Below are 24,575 nucleotides of genomic sequence, written 5' to 3' on the forward strand. Positions count from 1 at the left end.
CGCTACTCTTTTTTTCCTCCTCCCTTTTGTAACACATCAATTGTAATCCTACACCATGTTTCGAAAAACAAGGGAATAATTGATTGAAATATGGGCTTTTTCGTGTTATAATCACATAAATTACCGTGAAAGGTTGTTCTTTTATGTTAAAAACCAAAAAAATACTGGAGATTATCCGCGCAGGGGGACTTGATACCACCTTCGCATTTTTATACGGTTCCTCCGAAAGAGATTTTTTGCCGCAGCGGGAACGCTATCAGACTCTTTTAGAAGAGTTTATGCATCGGTACGGTGACCGCGATGCGATTTTGGTCAGCGCACCGGGGCGGGTTGAGATCGGCGGCAATCACACCGATCATCAGCACGGATGCGTTCTGGCAGCTGCGATTCAGCTCGACGTCATCGCCGTGGTCTCGCCGAATGCCGATTTGACGATTCGCCTGAAGTCGCGGGGTTTTTCCGAGGATCGTCTGACGCTGGACAGCCTTGATCCGCGGAAAAATGAGAAAAACACGTCAATCGCTTTAATTCGCGGGGTTGCGGCCGGGATCAAAGATCTCGGCGGCCATATCGGCGGCTTTGACGCCTGCACCACTTCGGATGTACTCAAGGGTTCGGGCATCTCCTCGTCGGCGGCTTTTGAGGTGCTTGTTGCCGCAATCTTTAATCAGTTGTATAACGACGGGATTATTTCTCATACCGATGAGGCCAAGATCGGTCAATTTGCCGAAAACGTCTATTTCGGAAAACCGAGCGGTCTGATGGATCAGATGGCCAGTGCCACCGGCGGTTTTGTCGGCATTGATTTCAAGGATCCGAAAAATCCCGTGATCACACCCATTGAGTTTGATTTTTCCAAAACGGGTTATACGCTGTGCATCGTTGATACCGGCGGAAGCCATGCAGATCTGACAAACGAATATGCCGCGATCCGTCAGGAGATGTGCGCCGTGGCCGCCTGCTTCGGCAAGGATTATTTACGCGAAGTGGATGAGGAACAGTTTATCGCCGACATTCCGGCGATCCGGAAACAATGCGGTGACAGGGCGGTATTGCGGGCGCTGCATTTCTTCGCGGACACCAAGCGCGCCGAAGAGGAGAAGGAAGCGTTGCAAAAGGGTGATTTTGAAGCGTTTTTACGTCTGGTCAACGAATCGGGGCGTTCTTCATTTATGTATAATCAAAATGCCTATGCAATTTCCGATCCGGCGTTTCAGGGGATTAGCGTGGGGCTTGCGCTGACCGAGCGGTTTTTGAACGGTATCGGCGCCTGCCGGTTGCAGGGGGGCGGTTTCGGCGGCACAATTCAGGTGTTTTTGCCGACCGGAATGCTGGCTGATTACAAACGCGAAATCGAAAAGATCTTCGGCGAGGGCAGCTGTAAGGCCATGCGAATCCGGTCTGACGGCAGCCGTACGGTAGAATAAAGAATCCCGAATTAAAAATATATAAAACCCCTTTTCGCGGCGATGGCATCACGAGAAGGGGTTTTATATATTTTTAGAGGAATTATCTGAGTTTGACGCCGTCGGCGGAATGGTATTCAACCGATTTGCGGCCGAGTGTGAAGAAATAGACGATAACGGCGAGCGCACCCAGCGCGGAACACAGAAACAACGAGGTCTTTGTTCCGAGCGTCTGAGTCATCACTCCGCCGAGGATGCCGGCCAGAATTTTCGGCACGCCTGCAGGCAGCGCACACATCAATGTCTGCGCCGAGGCCTGCAATTCACCCGGAATATTTTCGGTGATATAAACCGAGGCGCAATATCCCGACATCGAGATTGAGACGCCGGTGATGACGCCCGCAAACAGCAACCAAGACGGTGCAGTGAACAGCGCCAGCATGATATAACGGAACGTGGTGAGCAGCATGGCGGTGAACATCAGTTTTTTGGAGCCGAACCGGCGAAACAACCCCGTAAACAGTAAAAAGAACGGGATTTCGCCCACAACGGTCAACAGGACGTTCAGACCCCAGACCCATTTCGGAGCACCGAGTTCGCCGATCAGATAGGAAGGGAAAAAGTTGAGATAGTAGGCCCATCCGAAATTGGCCACCGCGATGAAAGCAAACAGCCACATCAGGACTTTATCCTTAAACAGCGGAGCCAGCGAGAGCTTTTTTTTCGACGCGTGCCCCTCGACCTTCGGGGTGACAAATAGGGTGATTAAACTCGCGGCGGCTACGATCAGATAGATGATGAACACCGGTGAGTAGTCGTCCTTGATGAACAGCGAAAGCACACAGGCGATGACGCCGTAGGCGATCGTCCCCATCACGCGGATGGTGCCGTATTTTAATTGGTTGCGATAGGTGTATTCGAGCGTGATGGTATCGGTCAGCGTGGCTGAAGGCGCTAAAAAGCAAAGGGCCGCCGCGATGGTCACTGCATGCCAGATAAAGCTGTTTGACAGCGTCATGGCAAAGTAGCAGACCGCCGAACCGGCGACCGTGATGATCAGAATAGTATTTTTATATTTTGCTTTGTCCGCCGCAATGCCGAACATCAGCGGGGAGATGACGGCCGCAACCTGACCGACGGACAGCAAAGCGCCGACTTCAACCGGGGTGTGCATGGTGCCGAGAAAAAGCTGCACAAAGCAATAGAATAACGCGAAGAGCGCATAGACACCCGCATTGATCACAAACAGCGATGTGATCGCAAGCGCTGCCACGGCAGGCTTTTTCCCGACACCGTTCAATCAATTACTTCCTTTTTATAAAATTACATGCGGTTCAGGCCTTGGGTTCCTCCGTGTCGACCAGAACTGATTCTGCCGTTGTCTCGACCTGTTTATCATAGCAGGAGAATGCCCATTCGACTTGCTTGGGATCGGGTTTTTTTGTGAACAAGCTGACCAGCGGCACAACCACAAACGAGCTCATGATTGCGATGGCCCCGGCGACAATCGAAGAAGCCGGGCTGTTGATGAACGGCACGAACAGGTTTACTACCGTGATGCCGACGCCCACGACAAAGCTGGCCCAGACCGAAGCTTTGGTAGCCTTTTTAAAGAATAAACCGTATAAGAACGGTCCGAGGAAAGCGCCGGCCAATGCGCCCCAGGAGAGCGACATCAATGTGGTGATCAGCGTGCCCGGGAAGAGTGCAATGACAACCGAGATCACGATGAACACGGCGCAGAGGATGCGAATCCACGAGACCTGCCGCTTCTCATTCATGTCTTTTTTAACGGTGCCCTTGATAAAGTCGAGTACGACGGTGGACGATGAAGTCAACACCAATGCGGCGAGTGTGGACATGGATGCGCAGAGGATCAGTACCAGTAACACACCGACCAACAGATCGGAGAGATTGTTTACCAGCATGGTCGGCATGATGTTGTTATAGCTGAAGCCTTCCGTACCGGGGGTGTAGAACAGCCGTCCGAAACCGCCGAGCATATAGGCGCCGCCGCCGATGATCAAGGCGAACAGGGTCGAGATGACCGTTCCCGCGCGGATGGATTTTTCGCTTTTGATGGTGTAGAACTTATGTACCATCTGCGGCAGGCCCCAAACGCCGAAGCTGGTCAGAATGACAACCGACAGCAGCATCAGCGGGTTCGGCCCTAAAAATGAGACAAACGCACCCTGCAATTCCGGCGCTTTATCGCTGCTGATCTGAGACAGCTGGTTGATCGCTTCCGTGAATCCGCCTTTTCCGCCCAGAATCGAGGCGATGACCGCAACAATGCCGATCAGCATGATGATGCCTTGGAAAAGATGATTGGCGGCCGAGGCGACATAACCGCCCAAAACGACATAGACTGCGGTGAACAGCGCCATGGCGAGCACGACCCAGAGATTGCTGACGCCGAGGGCCGAGGAGAACAGCTGTGCAAGGCCTTTATAGACCGACGCCGAATAGGGGATCAGGAATACAAAAATCAAGATTGCCGCGGCCAGTTTGAGTGCTTTGCTGTCATAGCGCTTTTCAAAAAAGTCCGGCATGGTGGCCGAGTCGAAGTGCTTGGTCATGATGCGCGCGCGTCTTGCAAGTATCATCCAGGCCGCAAGCGACCCGATGAAAGCGTTGCCAAGACCGATCCAGACGGCCGAGATCCCGTTGTCCCAGCCGAATTGACCCGCATAACCGACGAAAATAACTGCCGAGAAATAACTGGTGCCGTAGGCAAAGGCCGTGAGCCACGGTCCGATGTTGCGTCCGCCGAGCACGAAATTGCTGACGGTCGACGCCCTTTTGCGGAAATAGATGCCGATTGCGATTGTCACCGCGAAGAAGGCGACGAGAAGGATGATTTTTACTGCCATGTTGACCCTTCCTTTTTTGAGGGCAAGTCCAATAAAAAAACCGCCCTCATCCTGAGGGCGGATTGTAGTCCGCGGTACCACCTCGGTTTGTTTTTTACTCACGCAAAAAACCTCTGCGGGTACAATGTGAAGCAATTTACGGTTTATTGTTGCTTTGATTGTTAAGTGGCTTCACTATGAATACCCTGTCGCTGTAACGGGCGATCCCGTCGCCGCCTACTGAATTTCGGGGCGCAGCTCACGAGAAGTATTCGACAAAAACCCATTCCCGCGCCTCTCACCGACCGGCAGCTCTCTGTGGGTGAAGTTTCTGTTTACTTGGTCTCGGTCACAGCCGATACCCGATTTTAGCATACCGTTTTTGCTTTGTCAACACAAAATTATATCTGATTTAATCAGATTGGACAAATTTTATAAACTTGGTTATCTCTCATAAGGGAAATCTTACAAGATTTCTAAAAAATTCGGAAAAAGGGTTTACATTTGCGGTGGGGTGGGGTATACTTTTGGCGGTTCAAAACCTTCGACGTAATGAAGGGAGGGCTTTCCATGCTTCAAATCCGCTGGATGTTTAAGAACCTTAAAGGAACATTATTCCGATACATAACCGCACATATTCTCAATGTCATCGTCGCGCTGTTCGTACTCGTATGGCCCATTCTGACGCGCTATATCGTCGGCAATATTACTGCCGGGACACCCGATCCCGAAAGTTGGTTGCTACCGGCTTTGGCGCTGTGGATGGGCCTTGTGTTATTGCGCAATACATTGAATACGACGGGGGTGTATCTGCGCGAGTCGTCCACTCAGACACTGATTTACAACATCAAAATGCGCATCTTCAAAAATCTCACCATGCTGGAGGGCGACTTTTATTCCCGCATGAACGCCGGTGATATTCTGACGCGCGTGCAGGGCGACCTCGATGTGGTGGGTTTGAATGCCCGCAGCACCATGTTTACCATTGTGTCGACGACATTGATGTTTTTTGCGTCCGTCATTTACTTCTTCACGATCAACTGGATTCTGACGCTTTGTCTGTTGATTATTTTGCCGTTTATTTATGTCACATCTCGGCGATTTTCCAAAGAGATGCGGCCGCTGTATACCGTTAACCGCGCAAAGATGACCCGTCTGTCCGAGATCGCGCAGGAAAACATCGACGCCAACAAGACTGTGCGTGCATTCGCCCGTGAGGATTATGAATACGACCGCTTTTACGGAGCCAACCAAGATTATCAGGAAGCCGCGCTGAAAGCAAATAGGAATTGGCTTTCAATCTGGCCGATCCCGGAGTTTTTATCACAGTTTCTGACCGTAATCGTGCTGACAATCGGGGGATTTTTAACGATCAAGGGGAAAATGACCGTCGCCGATCTGACGGCATTTACTTCCCTGATTTGGGCACTGGCTACCTCAATCCGCAGCATCGGCAATTTCCTTAACGATTTTCAGAATTTCTTCCCGAGCGCTGATAAGGCCATGGAGTTATATTATACGCAGCCTCGTATTGTCAGCCGTGCCGACTGTGTGAAGCCCGAACGGTTCAAGGGCAATATCAGTTTCGAAAACGTCACGCTGAAAATTCATGACACCACGATTGTTCAAAATCTGAACTTTAATATCGAATCCGGCAAGACACTGGCCATTGTCGGCGAGACCGGCAGCGGCAAGACCACCGTGGTGAATTTGTTGGCCCGCTTTTTCGATGCCACCGAGGGCAGTGTTAAAATCGACGGCGTCGACGTGCGCGATTACAACCTTCAGGGTCTGCGCAAAAACATCGGCATGGCCACGCAGGACGTATTTTTGTTTTCCGATACCCTCGACGGCAACATTGCATTCGGTGATCCCGATATGTCTGAAGAACAAGTCAAAGAGAGTGCGGTACGCGCTGATGCCGACGAGTTTATCTCCAAGATGGAAGAGGGGTATGACACCATTGTCGGTGAGCGCGGCATGGGTCTTTCGGGCGGTCAGCGCCAAAGGGTGGCGCTTGCCCGCGCGATTGCCATCAAACCGGCGATTCTGGTTCTGGATGATACCACCAGCGCGGTTGATATGAAAACCGAACGATATATCTGGGAACAGCTTCAGTCGCTGCCCTATACCTGCACCAAGATTATTATCGCCCAACGCGTCTCGACGGTCGCCGAGGCGGATGAGATTCTCGTGATGCAGGACGGCGAGATCACCGCATGCGGCACGCACGAGGAATTGATCCGCAAACCCGGGTTCTACCGTGACATCTATGAAATCCAGTCACAGCAGACGGAGTAAGCGCAAAACCTTATTCTTTGTGTGCGGCAGTCAGTATGAAAGCTTCGCTTATTATATAGGATAAAACGTCCCACATAACGCGGACAAAACGCGAAAGAAGGGAAATGAAAATGGCTCGTAACCGATATGATATAGACGAGACGCTTGATACAAAATTCAGTTTTAAGCATTTAAAACGCGCCGGCGTCTATATTAAAAAATACAAATGGAAACTAATTATTACGCTGATAGCAAGCTTTATCAGCAGCGCCGCAGCGTTGTTCACCGTAACGCTGAGCGGTTCGATTATCGATAAAGCCATCCCAAATAAAGACGTTAAGCTGATCTTCATTTACGGCGGAATATTGGTGGCATGCATTTTGGTGTCGATTGTTTTGTCAATCGTCCGAATGCGCATGATGGCCATACTCGGCCAAAGCATTATCTTTGATATCAGAAATGACCTTTATCAGCATATGCAGGAACTCTCGTTTTCTTATTTCGACAGCCGTCCGCACGGCAAGATCCTGGTCAGAATCATTAATTATATCAACGCGTTGGCGAATGTCCTTACAAACGGGGTCGTAACGTTTATCCTCGATATGTTTAATATTCTGATTATTTTGGTATTTATGTTTATGAAAGATGTCACGCTGTCACTGTATTCTTTGGCAGGCGTTCCGCTTTTCATATTGATTGCGTTCTTAATGCGGCCGAAACAGGTGAGAGTCTGGCGTCGTTTTTCCAACAAGAGCAGCAACCTGACCGCCTTTTTTGCCGAGAATATCAACGGTATGAAAGTTACGCAGATTTTTGCGCGTGAGGAATATAACCGCGGAATTTGTGACCGCCTTGCGAAAAATGTCAAACAATCCTGGGTAAAAGCGGTTATGGCCGGGCAAATTATGAATTTTTCGGTTGATACCGTTGCCAATGCCGTTACTTGTTTGATTTATGCCGCCGGCGTGATGATCCTTGCGCCGTCCGCCACGGTCGGTACGATCGTCGTTATGACCGGATACGCCGGCCAGTTTTGGACGCCGATTCTTTCGTTGGCAGTTGTTTTAAACAACTTTATGACTGCGGTGGCTTATTTGGAACGCATTTTTGAGATGATGGATGCGAAACCCGAGATAAGCGACTGTGAACATGCGGAGACACTGCCTCCGATCAAGGGTGAGGTCGAATTTAAAGACGTACATTTCGAATATGAAAAGGGCATTGAAATTCTGCACGGGGTCAGCTTTAAGATTAAGCCGGGTGAGAGCGTGGCGCTGGTCGGTCCGACCGGCAGCGGTAAATCGACGATTGTCAACCTGATCTCACGGTTTTACGATATCAAGTCCGGGCAGGTTTTGATCGACGGGCACGACATCAGCAAGGTGACAATGAAATCCCTACGCAGCCAAATGGGTATTATGATGCAGGACAGTTTCGCTTTTTCCGGTACGATTGCGAGTAATATCCGTTACGGTTTGCTTGACGCAACCGACGAACAGGTGCAAAATGCGGCTAAAACCGTTTCGGCGCATCATTTCATTCTGCAGCAGCCTAAGGGTTATGAGACCGAGATTGCCGAACGGGCATCCGGTCTTTCGCAGGGGCAGAAACAGCTGATCGCGTTCGCAAGAACCATTGTCAGCGATCCGAAAATTCTGATTTTGGACGAGGCGACGAGTTCCATCGATACCAAAACTGAGCAGGCGCTGCAAAAGGGCATTGCGGCGGTACTCAAAGGGCGCACGAGCTTCTTGATTGCGCACCGGCTGTCGACCATCCGCGACTGCGACCGGATCATGTATATAGACGGCGGCAAGATTATCGAGAGCGGCAATCACGAGGAACTGATGGCCAAACGCGGCGCTTATTATCGGCTGGTCACCGCCGGTCACCAAACGGTCGATGCATAAAAACCGTTTTACTGAAATTTACTGAAATCTCTTGACTTTTTAAAACACCGCACATATACTTGTGTGGTTAGCAGCAATGGGGCTGCGGGCTTTTTGTCCGCAACCCCTTTTTTGTTGCTTTAATTTTTTATTTTAGGAAGAAAGAGGGAAAGCTATGGATACTCAGGTTATGCTGGATACCCTATGGGTCATTGTTGCCGGCGCGCTGGTCTTTTTTATGAACCTCGGCTTCGCTGCGGTTGAGAGCGGTCTTGCACGGCAGAAAAATGCGGTCAATATCTTATCGAAGAATTTTATCGTATTTGCGGTCTCGTCACTCGGCTTTTTAATTTTGGGCTGGGGGTTGATGTTTGGAGACGGCAACGGCTTCATCGGCCTCCAAGGTCTGTTTATGGTAGGCGGTGCCGATAATTCGCCCGCCGTCGGGGAGGCCTATCAGGGTGTTTATTCTGCGATTTCGTGGACCGGCATTCCGCTGTGGGCTAAGTTTTTCTTTCAATTGGTGTTCTGCGGAACAGCTGCGACCATCGTCTCGGGCGCCGTGGCCGAGCGGGTTAAATACCTTTCTTTTATCATTTTTTCGCTGTTTTTGACCATGTTTATCTATCCGATCGTGGGTCACTGGATTTGGGGCGGCGGATTTTTGGCGAACATCGGCATGCTCGACTTTGCGGGCGGCTCGGTGGTACATTCGGTCGGCGGTTGGGCTGCATTGGCGGGGGTAATACTGTTGGGGCCGCGCATCGGAAAATACACCAAGGACGGCAAAGTCAATGCGATTCCCGGGCACAACATGAGTTTGGCGACCATCGGTGCGTTTGTTTTATGGCTCGGCTGGTTCGGATTCAACCCCGGCTCCACGATGGCGGCCGATCCCTCGGCGATTTCGCACATTGTCGTGACCACGAACACTGCGGGCATCATGGCCATTCTGACGGCGACCGCAACCTCGTGGATTGTCATCGGCAAGCCCGATTTGGGTATGTCGATCAACGGCCTGTTGGCAGGTCTGGTTGCGATTACACCCGGCTGCGCCTATGTCAGTGTCACGAGTTCCTTGATTATCGGCGCCGTCTCGGGTATCATCGTCGTGCTTTCGGTATTGTTTTTTGACCGCATGAAGCTCGATGATCCGGTCGGCGCGCTTTCGGTGCATCTGGTGCACGGCGTACTCGGTACGCTGTTTGTCGGTTTGTTTTCACAGGCGGGGGTCGGTCTTGCGACAGAAAACGGGTTATTCTTCGGCGGCGGATTTAAAATGCTCGGTGCACAGGCGCTCGGCGTGCTTGCGGTCGGCGGGTTCGTCTTTGCGGGGTCCGTCGGCGTCTGGCTTCTGATTAAGGCCACACTCGGTATTCGCGTTACGGCGCAGGAGGAGATTGAGGGTCTTGACGTCGGCGAACACGGCAACCACGCCTATCCCGACTTTGTCACGGTCGATTATGCGGATAACGCGATGGCGCTTGAGAGTGCTAGGACGGAAATCACGGGTACGGTTCCGGTCGAAGAGGCACTTCCGATTGAGATTCGGAAAGCGCCTGAAAGGATCACTTCCGGTATCAAGATGACCAAGGTCGAGATCATTGCAAAGCAGAGTAAGTTTGAGCAGCTCAAGGAGGCCATGGACAGTATCGGCATCACGGGCATGACCGTATCTAATGTCTTGGGTTACGGCGTGCAGGGCGGACACACCGAATATTACCGCGGCGCCAAATTTGAGACCAACCTCCTGCCCAAGGTTAAAGTTGAGATCGTCGTCAGCAAGGTGCCTGTCCGCACGGTCATCGAGACCGCCAAGAAGGTGCTTTATACCGGAAACATCGGCGACGGCAAGATCTTTGTTTATGACGTGGAGAACGTTGTCAAGGTGCGCACCGGCGAAGAGGGCTACGACGCCCTGCAGGATGTAGAATAGAATTGTAGGGGCGCACCTGCGTGTGCGCCCGTATTCCCTTCTGCGGTATAACCATTAACCCCGCCCCGAACGAAACCCGTTCGGGGCGGGGGTTTTTATAGTGAAAAGGGAAAAATGAAAAGAGAAAGAAGAAAAGGTAAGGTACCGTGCGGCGGAAAAAATGTAGGGGCGATTTGTAATCGCCCGCCCCCTCTTTTTTCTCATGAACTACCAAGTTTTCTTCGTATGCCAAAAATAAGTTCTTTCCTTGTACTGAGGGAAATCGTTTGAGCGGGAATGTCACTGTTCACTGTAAACTGCCAACTGTTAATTGCACCGGACCGGCAACCCGCGAATTCAGATTGCCAATCGTTTCATTGTATGATATAATTCTTCCCGTAATTTCTTTTTGGAGGCTTTTTCATGAAAATCTCTGTCAGCGACACACCCGAACAGCTCGGGAAAACCGCAGCCGAAGAAGCGGCGCGGGTCATCAACGCAGCCATCGCAGCCAAGGGAACGGCGCGCATTCTGCTCTCAACGGGCGCGTCCCAGTTTCAAATGTTTGAAAACCTGATTCAACAGCCGGTCGACTGGACAAAAGTGGAGATGTTCCATCTCGACGAATACGTCGGTTTGCCGATTACCCATATCGCAAGTTTTCGAAAATACCTGACCGAGCGGTTTGTTGAAAAGGTGCCGCTGAAAGCCGCATATTTTGTCAGCGGCGAGGGTGACGTCAAAGCCAATATCGCAAAACTGACCGAAGAACTGCGCAGCGCGCCGATTGACCTCGGTGTGATCGGCATCGGCGAAAACGGCCATATCGCCTTTAACGACCCGCCCGCCGACTTCGACAACGACGAGGCCTACATCGTGGTCAACCTCGACGACGCCTGCAAACGCCAGCAGGTCGGCGAGGGCTGGTTCGCCACCGTGGACGACGTCCCCAAGCAGGCCATCACGATGACCCCGAAACAGATTATGAAGAGCGAGCGGATCATCTCGATTGTGCCGCACAAGGTCAAGGCAGACGCCGTGCGAAATACCGTTTACGGAGAACTTTCCCCGATGGTTCCGGCCACGCTGCTCAAGCAAAAGGCCGACTGGATTTTATATCTCGACAAGGCGTCCGCAGAACTGCTGTAAACGGCATGACGCCGCATCATACGCGTCATAGTATCTATCAAGTTTTTTGAAGCAGGAAGAATATTCTGTTAAGAATATTCTTTTGGAGAACCACAGAAGCGGTTCTCTGCGCGCTGCTTCCGACCTATGTGTTCACCGCCGTACGTTAGTGCAGGGGAATTCAAGGCAGAAATATTGAATATAAATTGTATATAAACGGCATCGTGCCGTAATCTTATAATGGAGCAAGGCAAATGCAGGAAAGACATATCCGTGTGGCGAAATTCGGCGGCACTTCGCTGGCCGACGCCGAACAATTCAAAAAAGCGGCGCAGATCATTGCGCAGAATCCCGACCGCCGCTATATCGTTCCCTCGGCTCCGGGCAAACGCTTTGGGGCGGACATCAAGGTGACCGATCTGCTGCTGTCGCTGCTGAAAAAAGATACCGACCGGTCTGAGAGTTTAGACGCCATTTTCGCGCGTTATGACGAGATCATCGCGGGGTTGGGGCTTTCGCTTGACCTATCGGAAGAACGTAAAAACATTGAACGGGTGCTTGCGTCCGATATCAAGCATCCCGAGTGCTATGTCGCCAGCCGCGGTGAATATCTGTCGGGACTGGTGATGTCGAAATTTTTAGGCTTTGAATTTATCGACGCCGCCGAAGTGATCTTCTTTGACGATAAGGGCAATTATGACGCCAAAACCACGAATTCCGTATTGTCAAAGCGGCTGTCGGGCTGCCCGAACGCCGTAATTCCGGGATTTTACGGGAGTATGCCCGATGGAACCGTCAAGACCTTTTCGCGCGGCGGCTCGGATATCACCGGTTCGATCGTGGCAAGAGCTGCGGGTGCGGATTTATATGAAAACTGGAAAGATGTTTCCGGCTTTTTGATGGCCGACCCGCACATCGTCGATTCTCCTCGTACCATCAGCACCATCACATACCGCGAACTGCGCGAGCTGGCCTATATGGGTGCGACCGTCATGCACGAGGACGCCGTTTTCCCGGTTCGCGAAAGCGGTATTCCGATCAATATCCGCAATACCAACGATCCCGAAGCGCCCGGTACCATGATCGTGGCACATACCGACCGGATGGATTTGCAGAACGTGATCACCGGTATCGCCGGGAAAAAGGGCTTTTGCATTATTATCATCGAAAAAGAGATGATGAACACCGAGATCGGTTTCGGCCGCAAGGTACTTTCGGTGTTGGAAAAACACAATGTCAGTTTCGAACACATGCCGTCGGGAATTGACTCGCTGTGTGTGATTGTCAGCGAACGTGATATCGCCGGCCTCGAAAAGCAGATCATGGATGAGATGATGATTACCGCGCAGCCCGATGTGATTCGGCTTGAGAGGGGGCTGGCTTTGATTGCGGTTGTCGGGCGCGCCATGAAGAGCGCCATCGGCACCGCCGCGCGTATCTTCCGCTGTATCGCCGGAGAGGGTATCAACGTGCGTATGATCGATCAGGGCAGCAGTGAGCTGAACATCATCATCGGCGTGGAAGAGACCAGTTTCGAACCGGCGATCAATGCGATTTACCACACATTCGTCAAGTGATCGACACCGATTGCAAAAATTCATTTTAAACGATTTAAATATCTACTGACAGAGTGCACAGATTTTCAATCTCGCCAATATCCGAAAACGGAACGGTCAAGACCGTTCCCTACAAGAATATTTACCGCTTTTCGGGGTCAACCTAAACCCCGGGAGGCGGTTGTTTTTGTGGATTTTCCTGTTGAAGACAGCGGGCGCGTTTATTGCGATTATCGCGGCGGTACGCATCATGGGCAAGCGGCAGGTGGGTCAATTGCAGGTGCCGGAACTGGCTATTACCATTATCATCTCTCAGATTGCTACCGAGCCGCTGATCGATCCCACCATGCCGTTTTTTAAATCGATGGCAGCTGTCGGACTGCTGGTGCTGCTGGAATTGGGGATGTCGGCGCTGACGCTGGCGAATCCTCAGGTCAACAAGTTTTTTTACGGCTCACCGAGCTTTTTAATGAACATGGGTAAAATCGATCGTTCCGAAATGCGCAGGCAACGTATTACCGTCGAGGATATTTGTGAGGCTATGCGCCAGCGGGGCTGCCCGAATCCTGAAAACCTGTCGTGCATTGTACTTGAGACCAACGGGCACATGTCGGTGTTTTTACGGGAAGATCGCTGCGAAAACGGCATTCCGGCGGTGGTAATTTCGGACGGCAAGATCAATCCCAACGGTTTAAAATTCTATGGCCGCGACGAGAATTGGCTGCGAAAATTGTTGAAAGAGAAGGGCTTAAAACCGGAAAATATATTTTTAATGACCGCAGACGGAAAAGATGGTGTCTATATCGTTGACAATTCGGACCAAATGCGATAGAATAAAATCAGGCTAATGTGTAAAGGCCTGACTTTATGTTTTATTGGGGGAATTTCCATAGACGGCGATATATGGTGGTGTATCACCGGGATCGCATTTTTGATCTTTGCGTTTATCACCTGCGCGGCCCAGACGGCGGCGGTCACCATTGCCGATTCCCGGCTGAAAAAACTGGCTGAGGAAGGCAAGAAACAAGCTCAGAGTGTTTTGAAAATGACCTCGGAGCCGTCCCGCTTTTACGATAGTTTGGACACCGGACGCATTATGCTTGCGCTGGCCTTTGTCATCTGTACAATGCTTGCGTTTTCTGCGGATGTCACCGGTTGGTTTGTCAAGTCCGGTGGGTTTGCACCGATTTTATCGGCGCTGTTGCTGTTTATCATCTGCACCGTCGTCTATCTGACGCTGGGCTACTGGTTTCCGAAAAAGCTCGGTGCGCATTTTTGCGAGAAACTTTCTCTGGCGTTTTCCGGCTGGCTCAAGCTGGTTTATGCTTTGAATTATCCCATGACCGCCTTTACCAAATGGGCGGCGACCGGGTTTGCACGCATTTTCGGAGTTATCCCCGGTGAGAGCGACGAACAGGTGACCGAAGAAGAGATCCGTATGATGGTCGACGTCGGTCAGGAAAAGGGCGTCATCGAGGACAGCGAAAAGGCGATGATCAACAACGTCTTTGAGTTTGATGATCGCGTCGCCGTCGAGGTGATGACCCATCGCACCGAGATCTGTGCCGTTGAAAATATCGATACGGTCGACGAAGTCTTAAAACTGGCCATCGACGAGGGATATTCACGGCTTCCGGTTTATCGCGATGACATTGATACCATCATCGGCATTGTCTACGTCAAAGATCTTTTGAAATATGTCGGAAAACAGCTTCCCGCCAATATCAACGCCGAAAAGGTCATGCGTCCCCCGTTTTTCGTGCCCGAATCGGTCAGCTGCAGTGAGTTGTTCCGGGAACTGACCGGACGCCGCATCCAGCTCGCCGTCGTCGTCGACGAATACGGCGGCACTTCCGGGCTCGTGACCATTGAGGACTTGCTTGAGAGCATCGTCGGCAATATGCGCGACGAATATGACGACGAGGAAGAGGAATTCGTCAAAACCGGTGAGGACACCTATGAGGTTGACGGGAGCATGCTGCTCTCGGATCTCGAAGAATTGCTCGACATTGAACTGCCGGAAGGTGATTACGACACCGTGGGCGGACTGCTGCTGTCGCAGTTGGGGCATATCCCTGCGCTTGAAGAACATGCCGAGATTGAGGTCGCCGGACTGAAATTTACAATCGCCGAAGTTGAAAATCTTCGAATCGCAAAGGTCTTAATCACAAAATTACCGATATGTGAAAACGAATGACGAAAGGAAACCCAGCATGAACACCGAACTTGTCGCCCAGGTCAAACAGGCCGAAGAAGCCGTTCGAAAACGTGTCGAAGCGGCCAAAAGTGAAGCTGAACAACTCGTGGAAACGGCACGGGCCGAGGCGATGGAACAATATGATGCGGCGTATGATCTGACGCATAAACAGCTGATTGAAGGAACTTTTAAGGCTGAGCGTGACAGCGCTGCGGCCATGGAAAAAGAGATACAAGATGGCAGGCAAAAGATTGCCGCGACGATGGAGTATGCGCAAAAGAACGTTGAGGCGGCTTTAAAAATCGTGATCGGAGAGCTTGTCGCAAAATGATCGTTGAGATGAAAAAGGTCTCAATTCTGGGCCTGATCGGCGAACAGGATGAGATTTTGGAAAAATTACAGAAGTTGGGCAAGGTTCAGTTTGTCGGGGAGGCCCGCGACGCCGAGAAGGCGAAGCAGGTCGAGACCCTTTTGGCAAACCGGGCTGAAATTGACTTTTGCATCGATTTTCTCTCAAAATACCGCGTGGAGACCAGAAGTTTGCTGGCTTCACTCGACGTGGTGGCACGTCCGGTCGACGAACAGACCGCGAGCGGCCTTGCAAAGGATGAAAAGCGGCTGGAAGAAGCCGTGGCAAAAGTGCGGGAGTACGAGAGCCGCCTGAACGAGATCAACGGCAAACGTGAACGAGCCGAAACAAAAATAACGGCACTGTTTCCCTGGCTGCCGGTGAAAACCCCGCTTTCCGAGATTCACGACACCGAATCGACATTGGTTTCGGCGGGCTTTGTTTTGCAGCGCGACAGCGCGGGTTTTTCCGCCGAGACGGCACAGCTCGACGGGGTCGCTCTTGAGGAGATTTTTGCCGACGCTGAAAATACATATTATATCGTTGCCGCGCATAAAAGCGCGGGACAAAAATGGGACGAGACCGCCAAGCGGTTTAACTGGTCCAAGGCGGATTTTTCCGAGTTTGCCGACACGGCAAAAACAGAAACCGAGCGGCTGAAAAAAGAGATCGCCGAACTGGAACAGGCCAAAGAAACCATTGAGGCCGAGGCGGGCAGCGGCGATTTATTGGACTATTTTGAAAATATGAGCGACCTGACCGCGATCAAGAGCGGACGGTTGGACGCCAAGGCGCTGTCCGAGGACACGATGCGCTGTTTTACCGCCGACGGCTGGATTCCCGCCGAGAGCACAGAAGCGCTGAAAAAGGCCATTTCCGAAGTCACAGACAACGCGGTTGTGGAATTTTCAGACGTGACCGACGAGGACGAGCCTCCGGTTTTGGTGCGCAACAGCAAGATCGCAACCCCCTTCGAGGCCATTACCGACTCGTTTTCACATCCGAATTACCGTGATATTGACCCCAACGGCATGCTGGCAATTTTCTATTCGATCTTCTTCGGCATGATGGTCGGCGACGCCGGTTACGGGTTGATTCTGTCACTGGCCTGCGGCGCCGCGCTGCTATTTTTGCATCCCAAGCCCGGAATGCGCAAGAATCTGGGTGTGTTTTTGGCCGGAGGGCTGGCCTCAATTCTGGTCGGCGTGATTTTCGGCAGTTATTTCGGCGCATCGCTGATTCCGGCGCTGCTGCCCATCCGGTCCGAGACCGGAATGCCGCTGCAGCTCGAGATTCCGCTCCAAACGATGATCTTCACAATCGGACTCGGCGTTGTGCATCTGTTCTGCGGCTATATCGCCATGGCCGTCAAGAATATCCGGCAGGGCAAAGTGTTTGCCGCGATCTTTGACCAGGGCTTTTGGATTCTGTTTATCACCGGACTGATTATGCTGGCCGGCCCGATGGCGGTTTCGGGCGACACGGGCGTGTTGATCGGGACCATCGGGAAATGGCTTGCGCTCGGTTCCGCGCTGGTACTCGTGCTCACGCAGGGACGTGCGGCTAAGGGTCTGTTCGGAAAACTCGGCGGCGGCCTCGGGGCGCTTTACAATGTCAGCGGATTTTTGGGTGACGCGCTGTCGTATACCCGCCTGTTCGCGCTGGGGCTTTCCTCCGGCATCATCGGCTGGGTGTTCAACATGATGGCGGGGCTGCCCGGTACGGACAGTATTTTCGGTATCATCTTTATGGTGATCATTCTGCTGATCGGCCACGCGCTCAACTTCTCGCTTTCGCTGCTGTCGGCCTACGTCCATACCAGCCGTTTGCAGTACGTCGAGTTCTTCTCGAAGTTCTATGACGGCAACGGCGAGGATTTTATCCCGCTGGCAAGACGCACTCAATATATCGAGATCACTAAGTAAAGTAAAACCACCTTCAATTCAACGTAAAATTGAAGTGGTTTTACCCAATGCGAAGCCACTTACCGCTTGATTTATCCACGTATTTATTTTTTAAGTGGCTTCACTATAATGGCTGTCACGGGGCAACCCGTTTGACATAACACAACAACACGGAGGTTTTTAAAATGGATTTCTTTGCAACGGTCACGCCCACGGTCACCGATCCGGCCTTTACCGGCATCGTATTGGCGTTCCTCGGCTCGTTCATCGCGGCGGCGCTCGCGGGAATCGGTTCTGCAATGGGCGTTAAAATCGCGGGTCAGGCGGCGGCAGGCGTCGTTACCGAAGATCCCAAAAAGTTTTCAAAAGTTCTGATTCTGGAACTGCTGCCCGGTTCACAGGGCCTTTACGGCTTGATTATCGCGGTTTTGATCTGGGTTAAAATCGGCGTCTTCTCGGGCAATCTCGCGGCGCTTTCGGTTGAACAGGGCATGTTGTTCCTGTTGGCCGGAATGCCGATCGGCATCGTCGGTCTGATCTCGGCGATCTATCAGGGCAAAGTCGGCGCAAGCGGATGCGCACTCGTCGCCAAACGCCCCGAGAGCAGCTCCAGAGCCGTTACAATGACCGCAATCGTCGAGACATACGCGCTGCTGGCGCTGATCGCATCGGTTCTGATGTGGCTCGGTATCAACATCTGATATGAGCGGAATCGAGAGCATCAAGAATAAAATCGAGGCCGACGGCGCAGCCGAGAGCGAGCAGATGCTCGCTGCGGCAAAAGCCGAAGCGGCTCGCATTAAACGGGACAACGAGATTAAAATCGCCGAGCTGAAGTCGCAGACCGAAGCCAAGGTGGCCGCCGTGCGCGCCCAAAAACAGCGCATCGCCGCATCGAATGCGTCCCTTGCCGTACGCAAGGAGATGCTGGCCGCTAAGAAAGAGCTGATCGACCGCGTCTGTGACGAGGCCGTAAAGCGCATCGCCGGATTCGGTTCTGCCGATTATGAAAAAGCGGTTCTGGGTTTATTTTCGCAGTGCACGATCGAGGGCGGCGAACAGATTCTGCTGTCCGAAAACGCCAAAGCAAAGCTCGGAGACGGCATTGTCGAAAAGATGAATGCCGCGCTCTCGGGTAAAAAAGTCGCACTCGGCGCTTCAACTTCCGAGATTACAGACGGGTTTATCGTGCAGGGCAAAAACAGCCGGCAGGTCTGCACCTTCGAGGCCGCGCTGGAACTCGACCGCGACCGGATCGAGGCCCAAATTGCAAAAATCCTGTTCGAATAGGAGAACACAGTGAGCGAACGGTACTATTACGCGGTCGCAAGAACCGCGGAACTGGAAAACAAACTGCTCTCACGGGCAAAGTTTGAACAGCTGACGGAAGCACCTGATGCGCCGTCGGCCCTGCGGGCATTGTCCGGCACGGTCTATGCCGAGAACGCCGATTTGCTGCAAAAGCCGGAGGAGTTTGAGGGCATGCTGACCGCGCAGACGCGGGCGGTACTGTCATATATCCGCGAGGTCTGCCCGGACAGGGCATTGGCCGAGTTGTATCTGATCGCTTATGATATCTTTAATTTGAAAGTGTTGCTGCGGTGTGAAAAACTGGGCGAAGACCCCGCGCGGCTGATGTCGGCACTCGGTATTTACGAGCCGCCGACACTCAGAGATGCTTTTGAAGACGGCGATTTTTCCAAGTATCCAAAAGCTATCGGCGAAGCGGTTGCCGCAGTACGCAAGGCCCTTTCGGCGGGTTCGTCGGTCAGTGTGATCGACCTGACCCTCGATCGGGCGCAATATGCCGCGCAACTGGATTACGCCAAAAAGTGCCGCAATGAATTTATTATTAACTATGTGCGCGTCAGCATCGATCTGGCTAACCTCCGTGATTTTTTGAGGACGCGCACCGGCGGCAAAGGCGCTTTCTACGCCGTGTTCATCGAGGGCGGAACTCTGCCCGTGGAGTTTTTCGACGACTGCTTCGACAGTGCCGATGCGCTTTCGAAAAAGCTGGGATTCACCCCGTATGCCACACTCGCCAAGAGTGCGGGCGAGGGGGATCTGGCGGGGTTCGAGCGCGACTGTGACGACTATCTGACGGAAACTGTGCGCATGGGAAAGAAGATCGCTTTCGGACCCGAACCGCTGATGGGCTATGTGTCGGCCAAACTGACCGAGATTGCCCAGCTGCGGATCATCCTTGTCGGTAAGATCAACGGCATGAACCCGCAGGTCATCCGGCAGCGGCTGCGTCAGTTGTTTTAGGGGGAAAATTTGAAATTCTATTAAAATAGAATCTCAAAGAGGAAAGGTTATCATATTTATGACAGGTAAAATTGCAGTCATCGGCGACCGGGATTCGATTCTGGCGTTTAACGCGCTGGGCGTGACCGTGTTTGCCACCTCCGACGAGCGCGAGGCCTCGCGCAAGATTGCAGAACTCGAAAAAGAACACTATGCCATTATTTTTATCACCGAACCGCTGGCGGAGAAACTGGAACCCGTCTTCGCCGCCTATCGCAACCAGACGACACCCGCCCTGATTCTGATCCCGAATAATGCGGGCAGCACCGGAAAAGGGCTTGCGGCGGTCAAGGCGAGCGTCGAGCGCGCCATCGGCACCGATATTTTTAAACAACAGTAACGCGAGTTTTCACACAGGAAAGGAATCATCAATTATGGCCGGAACAATTACAAAGGTCTCGGGACCGCTCGTGGTCGCCGACGGCATGGACGACGTGAAAATGTACGACGTGGTCCGCGTGAGCAATCAGCACCTCGTGGGTGAGGTCATTGAGCTGCGCGGCGAAAACGCGTCGATACAGGTTTATGAGGAGACCTCGGGTCTGGGGCCGGGCGAGCCGGTCGTGACCACGGGCGAACCCCTCTCCGTCGAGCTTGCTCCGGGCATCGTCGGGGGGATTTACGACGGCATTCAACGGCCGCTGGAGGTTATCCGCGAAAAGAGCGGTGATTTCATCGGGCGCGGTATCACCGTCGATAAAATCGACCGAGAAAAGAAATGGGATTTTGTCCCGACCGTAAAAAAGGGCGACAAGGTCGTGCGCGGCGACATCATCGGCACGGTGCGCGAGACCGAGATCATCACCCATAAAATTATGGTGCCCAAGGGTTTTGAGGGCACAGTCAAAGAGATTAAAGAGGGCAGCTTTACGGTTGTCGAGCCGGTTGCGGTCATCACGACCGACGAGGGCGACAAAGAACTGCAAATGCTCCAGAAATGGCCGGTGCGCGTCGGGCGTCCTTATGCTGAAAAACTGCCGCCGCTGGTTCCGATGATCACCGGACAGCGCATCATCGACACCTTCTTCCCGGTCGCAAAGGGCGGTACCGCCTGCATCCCGGGTCCGTTCGGCAGCGGCAAGACCGTTGTTCAGCACCAGCTGGCCAAATGGGCTGACGCTGAAGTGGTCGTCTATATCGGCTGCGGCGAACGCGGCAACGAGATGACCGACGTCCTGAACGAGTTTCCCGAATTAAAAGACCCGAAAACCGGCGAGTCGCTGATGAAACGCACGATTTTGGTCGCTAACACCTCGGATATGCCGGTCGCGGCGCGTGAGGCGTCGATTTATACCGGCATCACGATTGCGGAATATTTCAGAGATATGGGTTATTCGGTCGCACTGATGGCCGACTCGACCAGCCGCTGGGCGGAGGCCCTGCGCGAGATGTCGGGCCGTCTCGAAGAAATGCCCGGCGAAGAGGGCTACCCGGCTTACTTAGGCAGCCGTGCCGCCGAGTTTTATGAGCGTAGTGGAAAAGTCAAATGTTTGGGCAGCGACGGGCGAGAGGGTTCGCTGACGGTTGTCGGCGCGGTCAGCCCGCAGGGCGGCGACTTGTCCGAACCGGTCACGCAGGCGACATTGCGCATCGTCAAGGTCTTCTGGGGACTCGACTACGCGCTGGCCTACCGCCGCCATTTCCCGGCCATCAACTGGCTCAACAGCTATTCGCTGTATTTGGAGCGGTTGGAGGACTGGTTCACCAATCACGTCAGTTCCGACTGGGTGCGGGTGCGCACCGAAGCCATGCGCCTGCTGCAGGTCGAAGCCGAACTGCAGGAAATCGTCCGTCTGGTCGGTATCGACTCGCTGTCCGTCGCGGATCAGTTCCGGCTCGAGGCCGCAAGGTCACTGCGTGAGGACTATTTACAGCAAAACTCCTTCTCCGACACCGACAGCTACTGCTCGGCGCACAAGATGTATAAGATGCTGCGTAACGAGATTTTGTTTTATGAACTGGGCGAAGAAGCGGTTGCCAAAGGCGCGCTTTTGTCCGACATCATGGCGATGCCGGTGCTGCATGACCTCGCCCGTGAAAAAGACATTTCGGAAGAAGATATCAAAGAATTCGACCGTATCGCCGATGACATCCGCCGCCAGACCGCGGCGACGCTCGGCGAGACCAAGTAGGAGGGCAGACCGATGTATAAGCAGTATCAAACCATTCGCGAGATCGTCGGACCGCTGATGCTGGTCGAGCAGGTCGAGGGCGTTAAATATGACGAATTGGTTGAGATCACGACGCAGGACGGCGAAAAACGCCGCGGCAGAGTGCTCGAGATCAACAAAGACAAAGCGCTGATTCAATTGTTCGAGGGTTCGCAGAGCATCAACCTGCGTGACAGCAGCGTCCGGTTTTTAGGTAAGAGTCTGCAGCTGGGCGTCTCGGAGGACATGCTCGGACGCGTTTTCGACGGACTCGGCAATCCGCGTGACGGCGGCGCGCCTGTCATCGCCAAAGAGCGTCTCGACATCAACGGCCGTCCAATCAACCCGGCCGCCCGTGATTTTCCGTCCGAGTTCATTCAGACCGGTATCTCGTCCATCGACGGACTGAACACGCTCGTGCGCGGACAGAAACTGCCGATTTTCTCCGGTTCGGGCCTGCCGCATTCGCGCATCGCCGCCCAGATCGCCCGTCAGGCAAAGGTCTTGGGTACCGATACGCAGTTTGCGGTCGTCTTCGCCGCGATCGGCATTACCTACGAAGAAGCCGACTATTTTATCAGTGACTTCCGTTCCACCGGCGCCATCGACCGCACGGTGCTGTTTATGAATCTGGCCAACGACCCGGCCATCGAGCGCGTCGCGACACCGCGTATGGCGCTGACCGCCGCCGAATTTTTGGCTTATGAAATGGGCATGCACGTGTTGGTCATCCTGACCGATATCACCAACTACTGCGAGGCGCTGCGTGAAATTTCCGCCGCCCGTAAAGAAGTCCCGGGACGCCGCGGCTATCCGGGCTATATGTACACCGACCTTGCCTCGATTTACGAGCGCGCCGGAAGAATTCGCGGCCGCACCGGTTCGATCACCCAGATCCCGATTTTGTCGATGCCCGAGGACGACAAAACCCACCCGATCCCCGACCTGACCGGTTACATCACCGAGGGGCAGATCATTTTGTCCCGCGACCTCTACCGTAAGGGCATTCTGCCGCCGGTGGACGTGCTGCCGTCGCTGTCGCGTCTGAAACAAAAGGGCGTCGGCGCCGGAAAGACCCGTGAAGATCACGACGGCCTGATGAACCAGCTGTTCTCGTCCTACGCGCGCGGCAAAGAGGCCAAGGAACTGGCCGTGATTTTGGGTGAAGGCGCGCTGTCTGAGATGGATAAACTCTATGCCAAGTTCGCTGATGCGTTTGAAAAACGCTATGTTGGGCAGGGCGAAACCGAGGACAGAACCATTGCGCAAACGCTCGACATCGGTTGGGAACTGCTGACCATCTTCCCGAAATCCGAACTGAAACGAATTAAGGAAGTTTACATCGAGAAATACTACCCGAAGAAGGACTGATCCGATGCCCGTCACCAACGTAAGCCCGACCAGAATGGAACTCACCCAGCTCAAGCGGAGGCTCACTACCGCAACGCGCGGTCATAAGCTACTCAAAGATAAACAGGACGAGCTGGTCAAAAAGTTTATAGAGCTGGTACGTCAGAACCGCGAACTGAGAATGGAAGTTGAAAAGGAACTCTCGGCGGCATTCGGCAATTTTGTCGTGGCCAGCGCGGTCATGAGCGCGCCCGCTCTCGAATCGGCGCTCCTGTTTCCGATGCAGAGCGTTTCGGTTGACGTCAGCACGCGTAACATCATGAGCGTCAACACGCCCGTATTTGATTTAAAGCGGGAAAACGTGGACACATCATTGCCTTACGGTCTTGCGCAGACTTCCGCGGAGTTGGACTTTGCGCTCGAACGGATGCAGGCGGTGTTTGAAAAATTGATCAAACTGGCCGAAGTCGAAAAGAGCTGTCAACTGATGGCCAAGGAGATCGAACGCACCCGCAGGCGCGTAAACGCCCTTGAATATGTTATGATCCCGAACTTCAAATCGACGATCCGCATGATCACGATGAAGCTCGACGAGGCCGACCGCAGCACGCGGGTCAACCTGATGAAAATCAAGCAGATGCAGGATCAATAAATCGATGCAAGAGAAAATACGGCGGTCAAAAAGGCCGCCGGTTTTTATTTTAAAGAAAAAATTACAGTTTCTTGGACATCGTGACGAAGCCGTCTTCCTCGAAGCCCTCTTTGGAATAGAGCTCCTTCGCGGCCAGATTCGTCGAGAGCACCTCAAGCGTCACCGAAACCGCTTTTCCTTGGAACTCTTTGTCCAACCAGTTTAAAAATCCGATGCCGAACCCGTGATGCCTGAACAGCGGGTCAATGTAGATTTCGTCGAGAATGATGACGTTGCCCGCCTCCTCATTACACCAATAGGTGGTGATGAGCGCATACCCGGCGATGGCGGCAAGTTCGGGTTCGACAATAAAATAGCCGAACAGATTCTCGTGTTTGGAAATGACCTGATTGAAGGTCAGCAGGGCGCTGTCGCGATCATAGCCGCGTTTTGTGGCCCCGGTGTTGTAAAAGTCCTCGCAGAGTTTACAGAAAGTTTCTCGGTCTTCGGGTGTAATTTCCCTGACGGTCATAATATGGCCTCGCTATTCAGATTGACACCGCTCTGCACGGTGACGACTGAATTATATAATGACACAATATAAAAAGCAATATGAATTTATTACGAATTGACGGATTCAGGAATATGTGCTAAAATG

The 24,575-nt window shown here is 52.8% G+C and carries 20 protein-coding genes and 1 other annotated feature; of the genes, 17 read left to right on the forward strand and 3 right to left on the reverse strand.

Features of this window, described 5'->3' with window-relative positions:
• The first annotated feature begins 143 nt into the window (after window positions 1-143).
• Entirely contained in the window at window positions 144-1,427 is a 1,284-nt protein-coding gene (locus PK629_03035) for a galactokinase family protein (protein HOP10444.1), read from the forward strand.
• 82 nt (window positions 1,428-1,509) lie between these two features.
• Here PK629_03035 and PK629_03040 read toward each other — a convergent pair whose 3' ends face one another.
• Both PK629_03040 and PK629_03045 read right to left on the reverse strand, forming a co-directional pair.
• Complete coding sequence (locus PK629_03040) at window positions 1,510-2,706, reverse strand: MFS transporter (GenBank protein ID HOP10445.1); 1,197 nt, start codon at window positions 2,704-2,706, stop codon at window positions 1,510-1,512.
• A 34-nt stretch (window positions 2,707-2,740) separates the two neighbouring features.
• Complete coding sequence (locus PK629_03045) at window positions 2,741-4,279, reverse strand: sodium:solute symporter family protein (protein ID HOP10446.1); 1,539 nt, start codon at window positions 4,277-4,279, stop codon at window positions 2,741-2,743.
• Window positions 4,280-4,329: 50 nt separating this feature from the next.
• Window positions 4,330-4,620: a binding site (T-box leader), on the reverse strand.
• 208 nt (window positions 4,621-4,828) lie between these two features.
• Here PK629_03045 and PK629_03050 point away from each other — a divergent pair.
• From PK629_03050 to PK629_03125, 16 genes are all read left to right on the forward strand, one after another.
• Window positions 4,829-6,559, forward strand: coding sequence for an ABC transporter ATP-binding protein (locus PK629_03050; GenBank protein ID HOP10447.1), 1,731 nt, complete (start codon window positions 4,829-4,831; stop codon window positions 6,557-6,559).
• Window positions 6,560-6,669: 110 nt separating this feature from the next.
• Window positions 6,670-8,448, forward strand: coding sequence for an ABC transporter ATP-binding protein (locus PK629_03055; GenBank protein HOP10448.1), 1,779 nt, complete (start codon window positions 6,670-6,672; stop codon window positions 8,446-8,448).
• A gap of 154 nt (window positions 8,449-8,602) precedes the next feature.
• Complete coding sequence (locus PK629_03060; GenBank protein HOP10449.1) at window positions 8,603-10,363, forward strand: ammonium transporter family protein; 1,761 nt, start codon at window positions 8,603-8,605, stop codon at window positions 10,361-10,363.
• 402 nt (window positions 10,364-10,765) lie between these two features.
• On the forward strand, window positions 10,766-11,491 hold the full coding sequence (locus tag PK629_03065; protein HOP10450.1) for a glucosamine-6-phosphate deaminase: 726 nt from the start codon (window positions 10,766-10,768) through the stop codon (window positions 11,489-11,491).
• Between the two features lie 233 nt (window positions 11,492-11,724).
• Entirely contained in the window at window positions 11,725-13,047 is a 1,323-nt protein-coding gene (locus PK629_03070) for an aspartate kinase (GenBank protein HOP10451.1), read from the forward strand.
• A 166-nt stretch (window positions 13,048-13,213) separates the two neighbouring features.
• Entirely contained in the window at window positions 13,214-13,858 is a 645-nt protein-coding gene (locus PK629_03075) for a DUF421 domain-containing protein (GenBank protein ID HOP10452.1), read from the forward strand.
• A 99-nt stretch (window positions 13,859-13,957) separates the two neighbouring features.
• Entirely contained in the window at window positions 13,958-15,223 is a 1,266-nt protein-coding gene (locus tag PK629_03080; protein HOP10453.1) for a hemolysin family protein, read from the forward strand.
• A 16-nt stretch (window positions 15,224-15,239) separates the two neighbouring features.
• Entirely contained in the window at window positions 15,240-15,554 is a 315-nt protein-coding gene (locus PK629_03085) for a hypothetical protein (GenBank protein HOP10454.1), read from the forward strand.
• Window positions 15,551-17,497: a V-type ATP synthase subunit I gene (locus tag PK629_03090; protein HOP10455.1), complete on the forward strand. Its 1,947-nt coding sequence runs from the start codon at window positions 15,551-15,553 to the stop codon at window positions 17,495-17,497. The genes PK629_03085 and PK629_03090 overlap by 4 nt, the downstream gene beginning before the upstream one ends.
• Before the next feature lie 164 nt (window positions 17,498-17,661).
• On the forward strand, window positions 17,662-18,177 hold the full coding sequence (locus PK629_03095; protein HOP10456.1) for a V-type ATP synthase subunit K: 516 nt from the start codon (window positions 17,662-17,664) through the stop codon (window positions 18,175-18,177).
• A gap of 1 nt (window position 18,178) precedes the next feature.
• Window positions 18,179-18,766, forward strand: coding sequence for a V-type ATP synthase subunit E family protein (locus PK629_03100; protein ID HOP10457.1), 588 nt, complete (start codon window positions 18,179-18,181; stop codon window positions 18,764-18,766).
• 9 nt (window positions 18,767-18,775) lie between these two features.
• Window positions 18,776-19,747 (forward strand): V-type ATPase subunit, encoded by a 972-nt coding sequence (locus PK629_03105; protein HOP10458.1) that lies wholly within the window; start codon window positions 18,776-18,778, stop codon window positions 19,745-19,747.
• A gap of 58 nt (window positions 19,748-19,805) precedes the next feature.
• Window positions 19,806-20,126 carry a V-type ATP synthase subunit F gene (locus PK629_03110; protein HOP10459.1) on the forward strand — a complete coding sequence of 107 codons (321 nt, stop codon included), beginning with the start codon at window positions 19,806-19,808 and terminating at the stop codon, window positions 20,124-20,126.
• A gap of 31 nt (window positions 20,127-20,157) precedes the next feature.
• Window positions 20,158-21,918, forward strand: a complete 1,761-nt coding sequence (locus tag PK629_03115; protein ID HOP10460.1) for a V-type ATP synthase subunit A — start codon at window positions 20,158-20,160, stop codon at window positions 21,916-21,918.
• A 12-nt stretch (window positions 21,919-21,930) separates the two neighbouring features.
• On the forward strand, window positions 21,931-23,307 hold the full coding sequence (locus PK629_03120) for a V-type ATP synthase subunit B (GenBank protein HOP10461.1): 1,377 nt from the start codon (window positions 21,931-21,933) through the stop codon (window positions 23,305-23,307).
• Window positions 23,308-23,311: 4 nt separating this feature from the next.
• On the forward strand, window positions 23,312-23,938 hold the full coding sequence (locus PK629_03125) for a V-type ATP synthase subunit D (GenBank protein HOP10462.1): 627 nt from the start codon (window positions 23,312-23,314) through the stop codon (window positions 23,936-23,938).
• Between the two features lie 61 nt (window positions 23,939-23,999).
• Here PK629_03125 and PK629_03130 read toward each other — a convergent pair whose 3' ends face one another.
• Window positions 24,000-24,449 carry a GNAT family N-acetyltransferase gene (locus PK629_03130; GenBank protein HOP10463.1) on the reverse strand — a complete coding sequence of 150 codons (450 nt, stop codon included), beginning with the start codon at window positions 24,447-24,449 and terminating at the stop codon, window positions 24,000-24,002.
• Window positions 24,450-24,575: the final 126 nt, after the last annotated feature.

This window comes from Oscillospiraceae bacterium, assembly GCA_035380125.1.
In the GTDB taxonomy this organism is placed as follows: Bacteria; Bacillota; Clostridia; order Oscillospirales; family JAKOTC01; genus DAOPZJ01.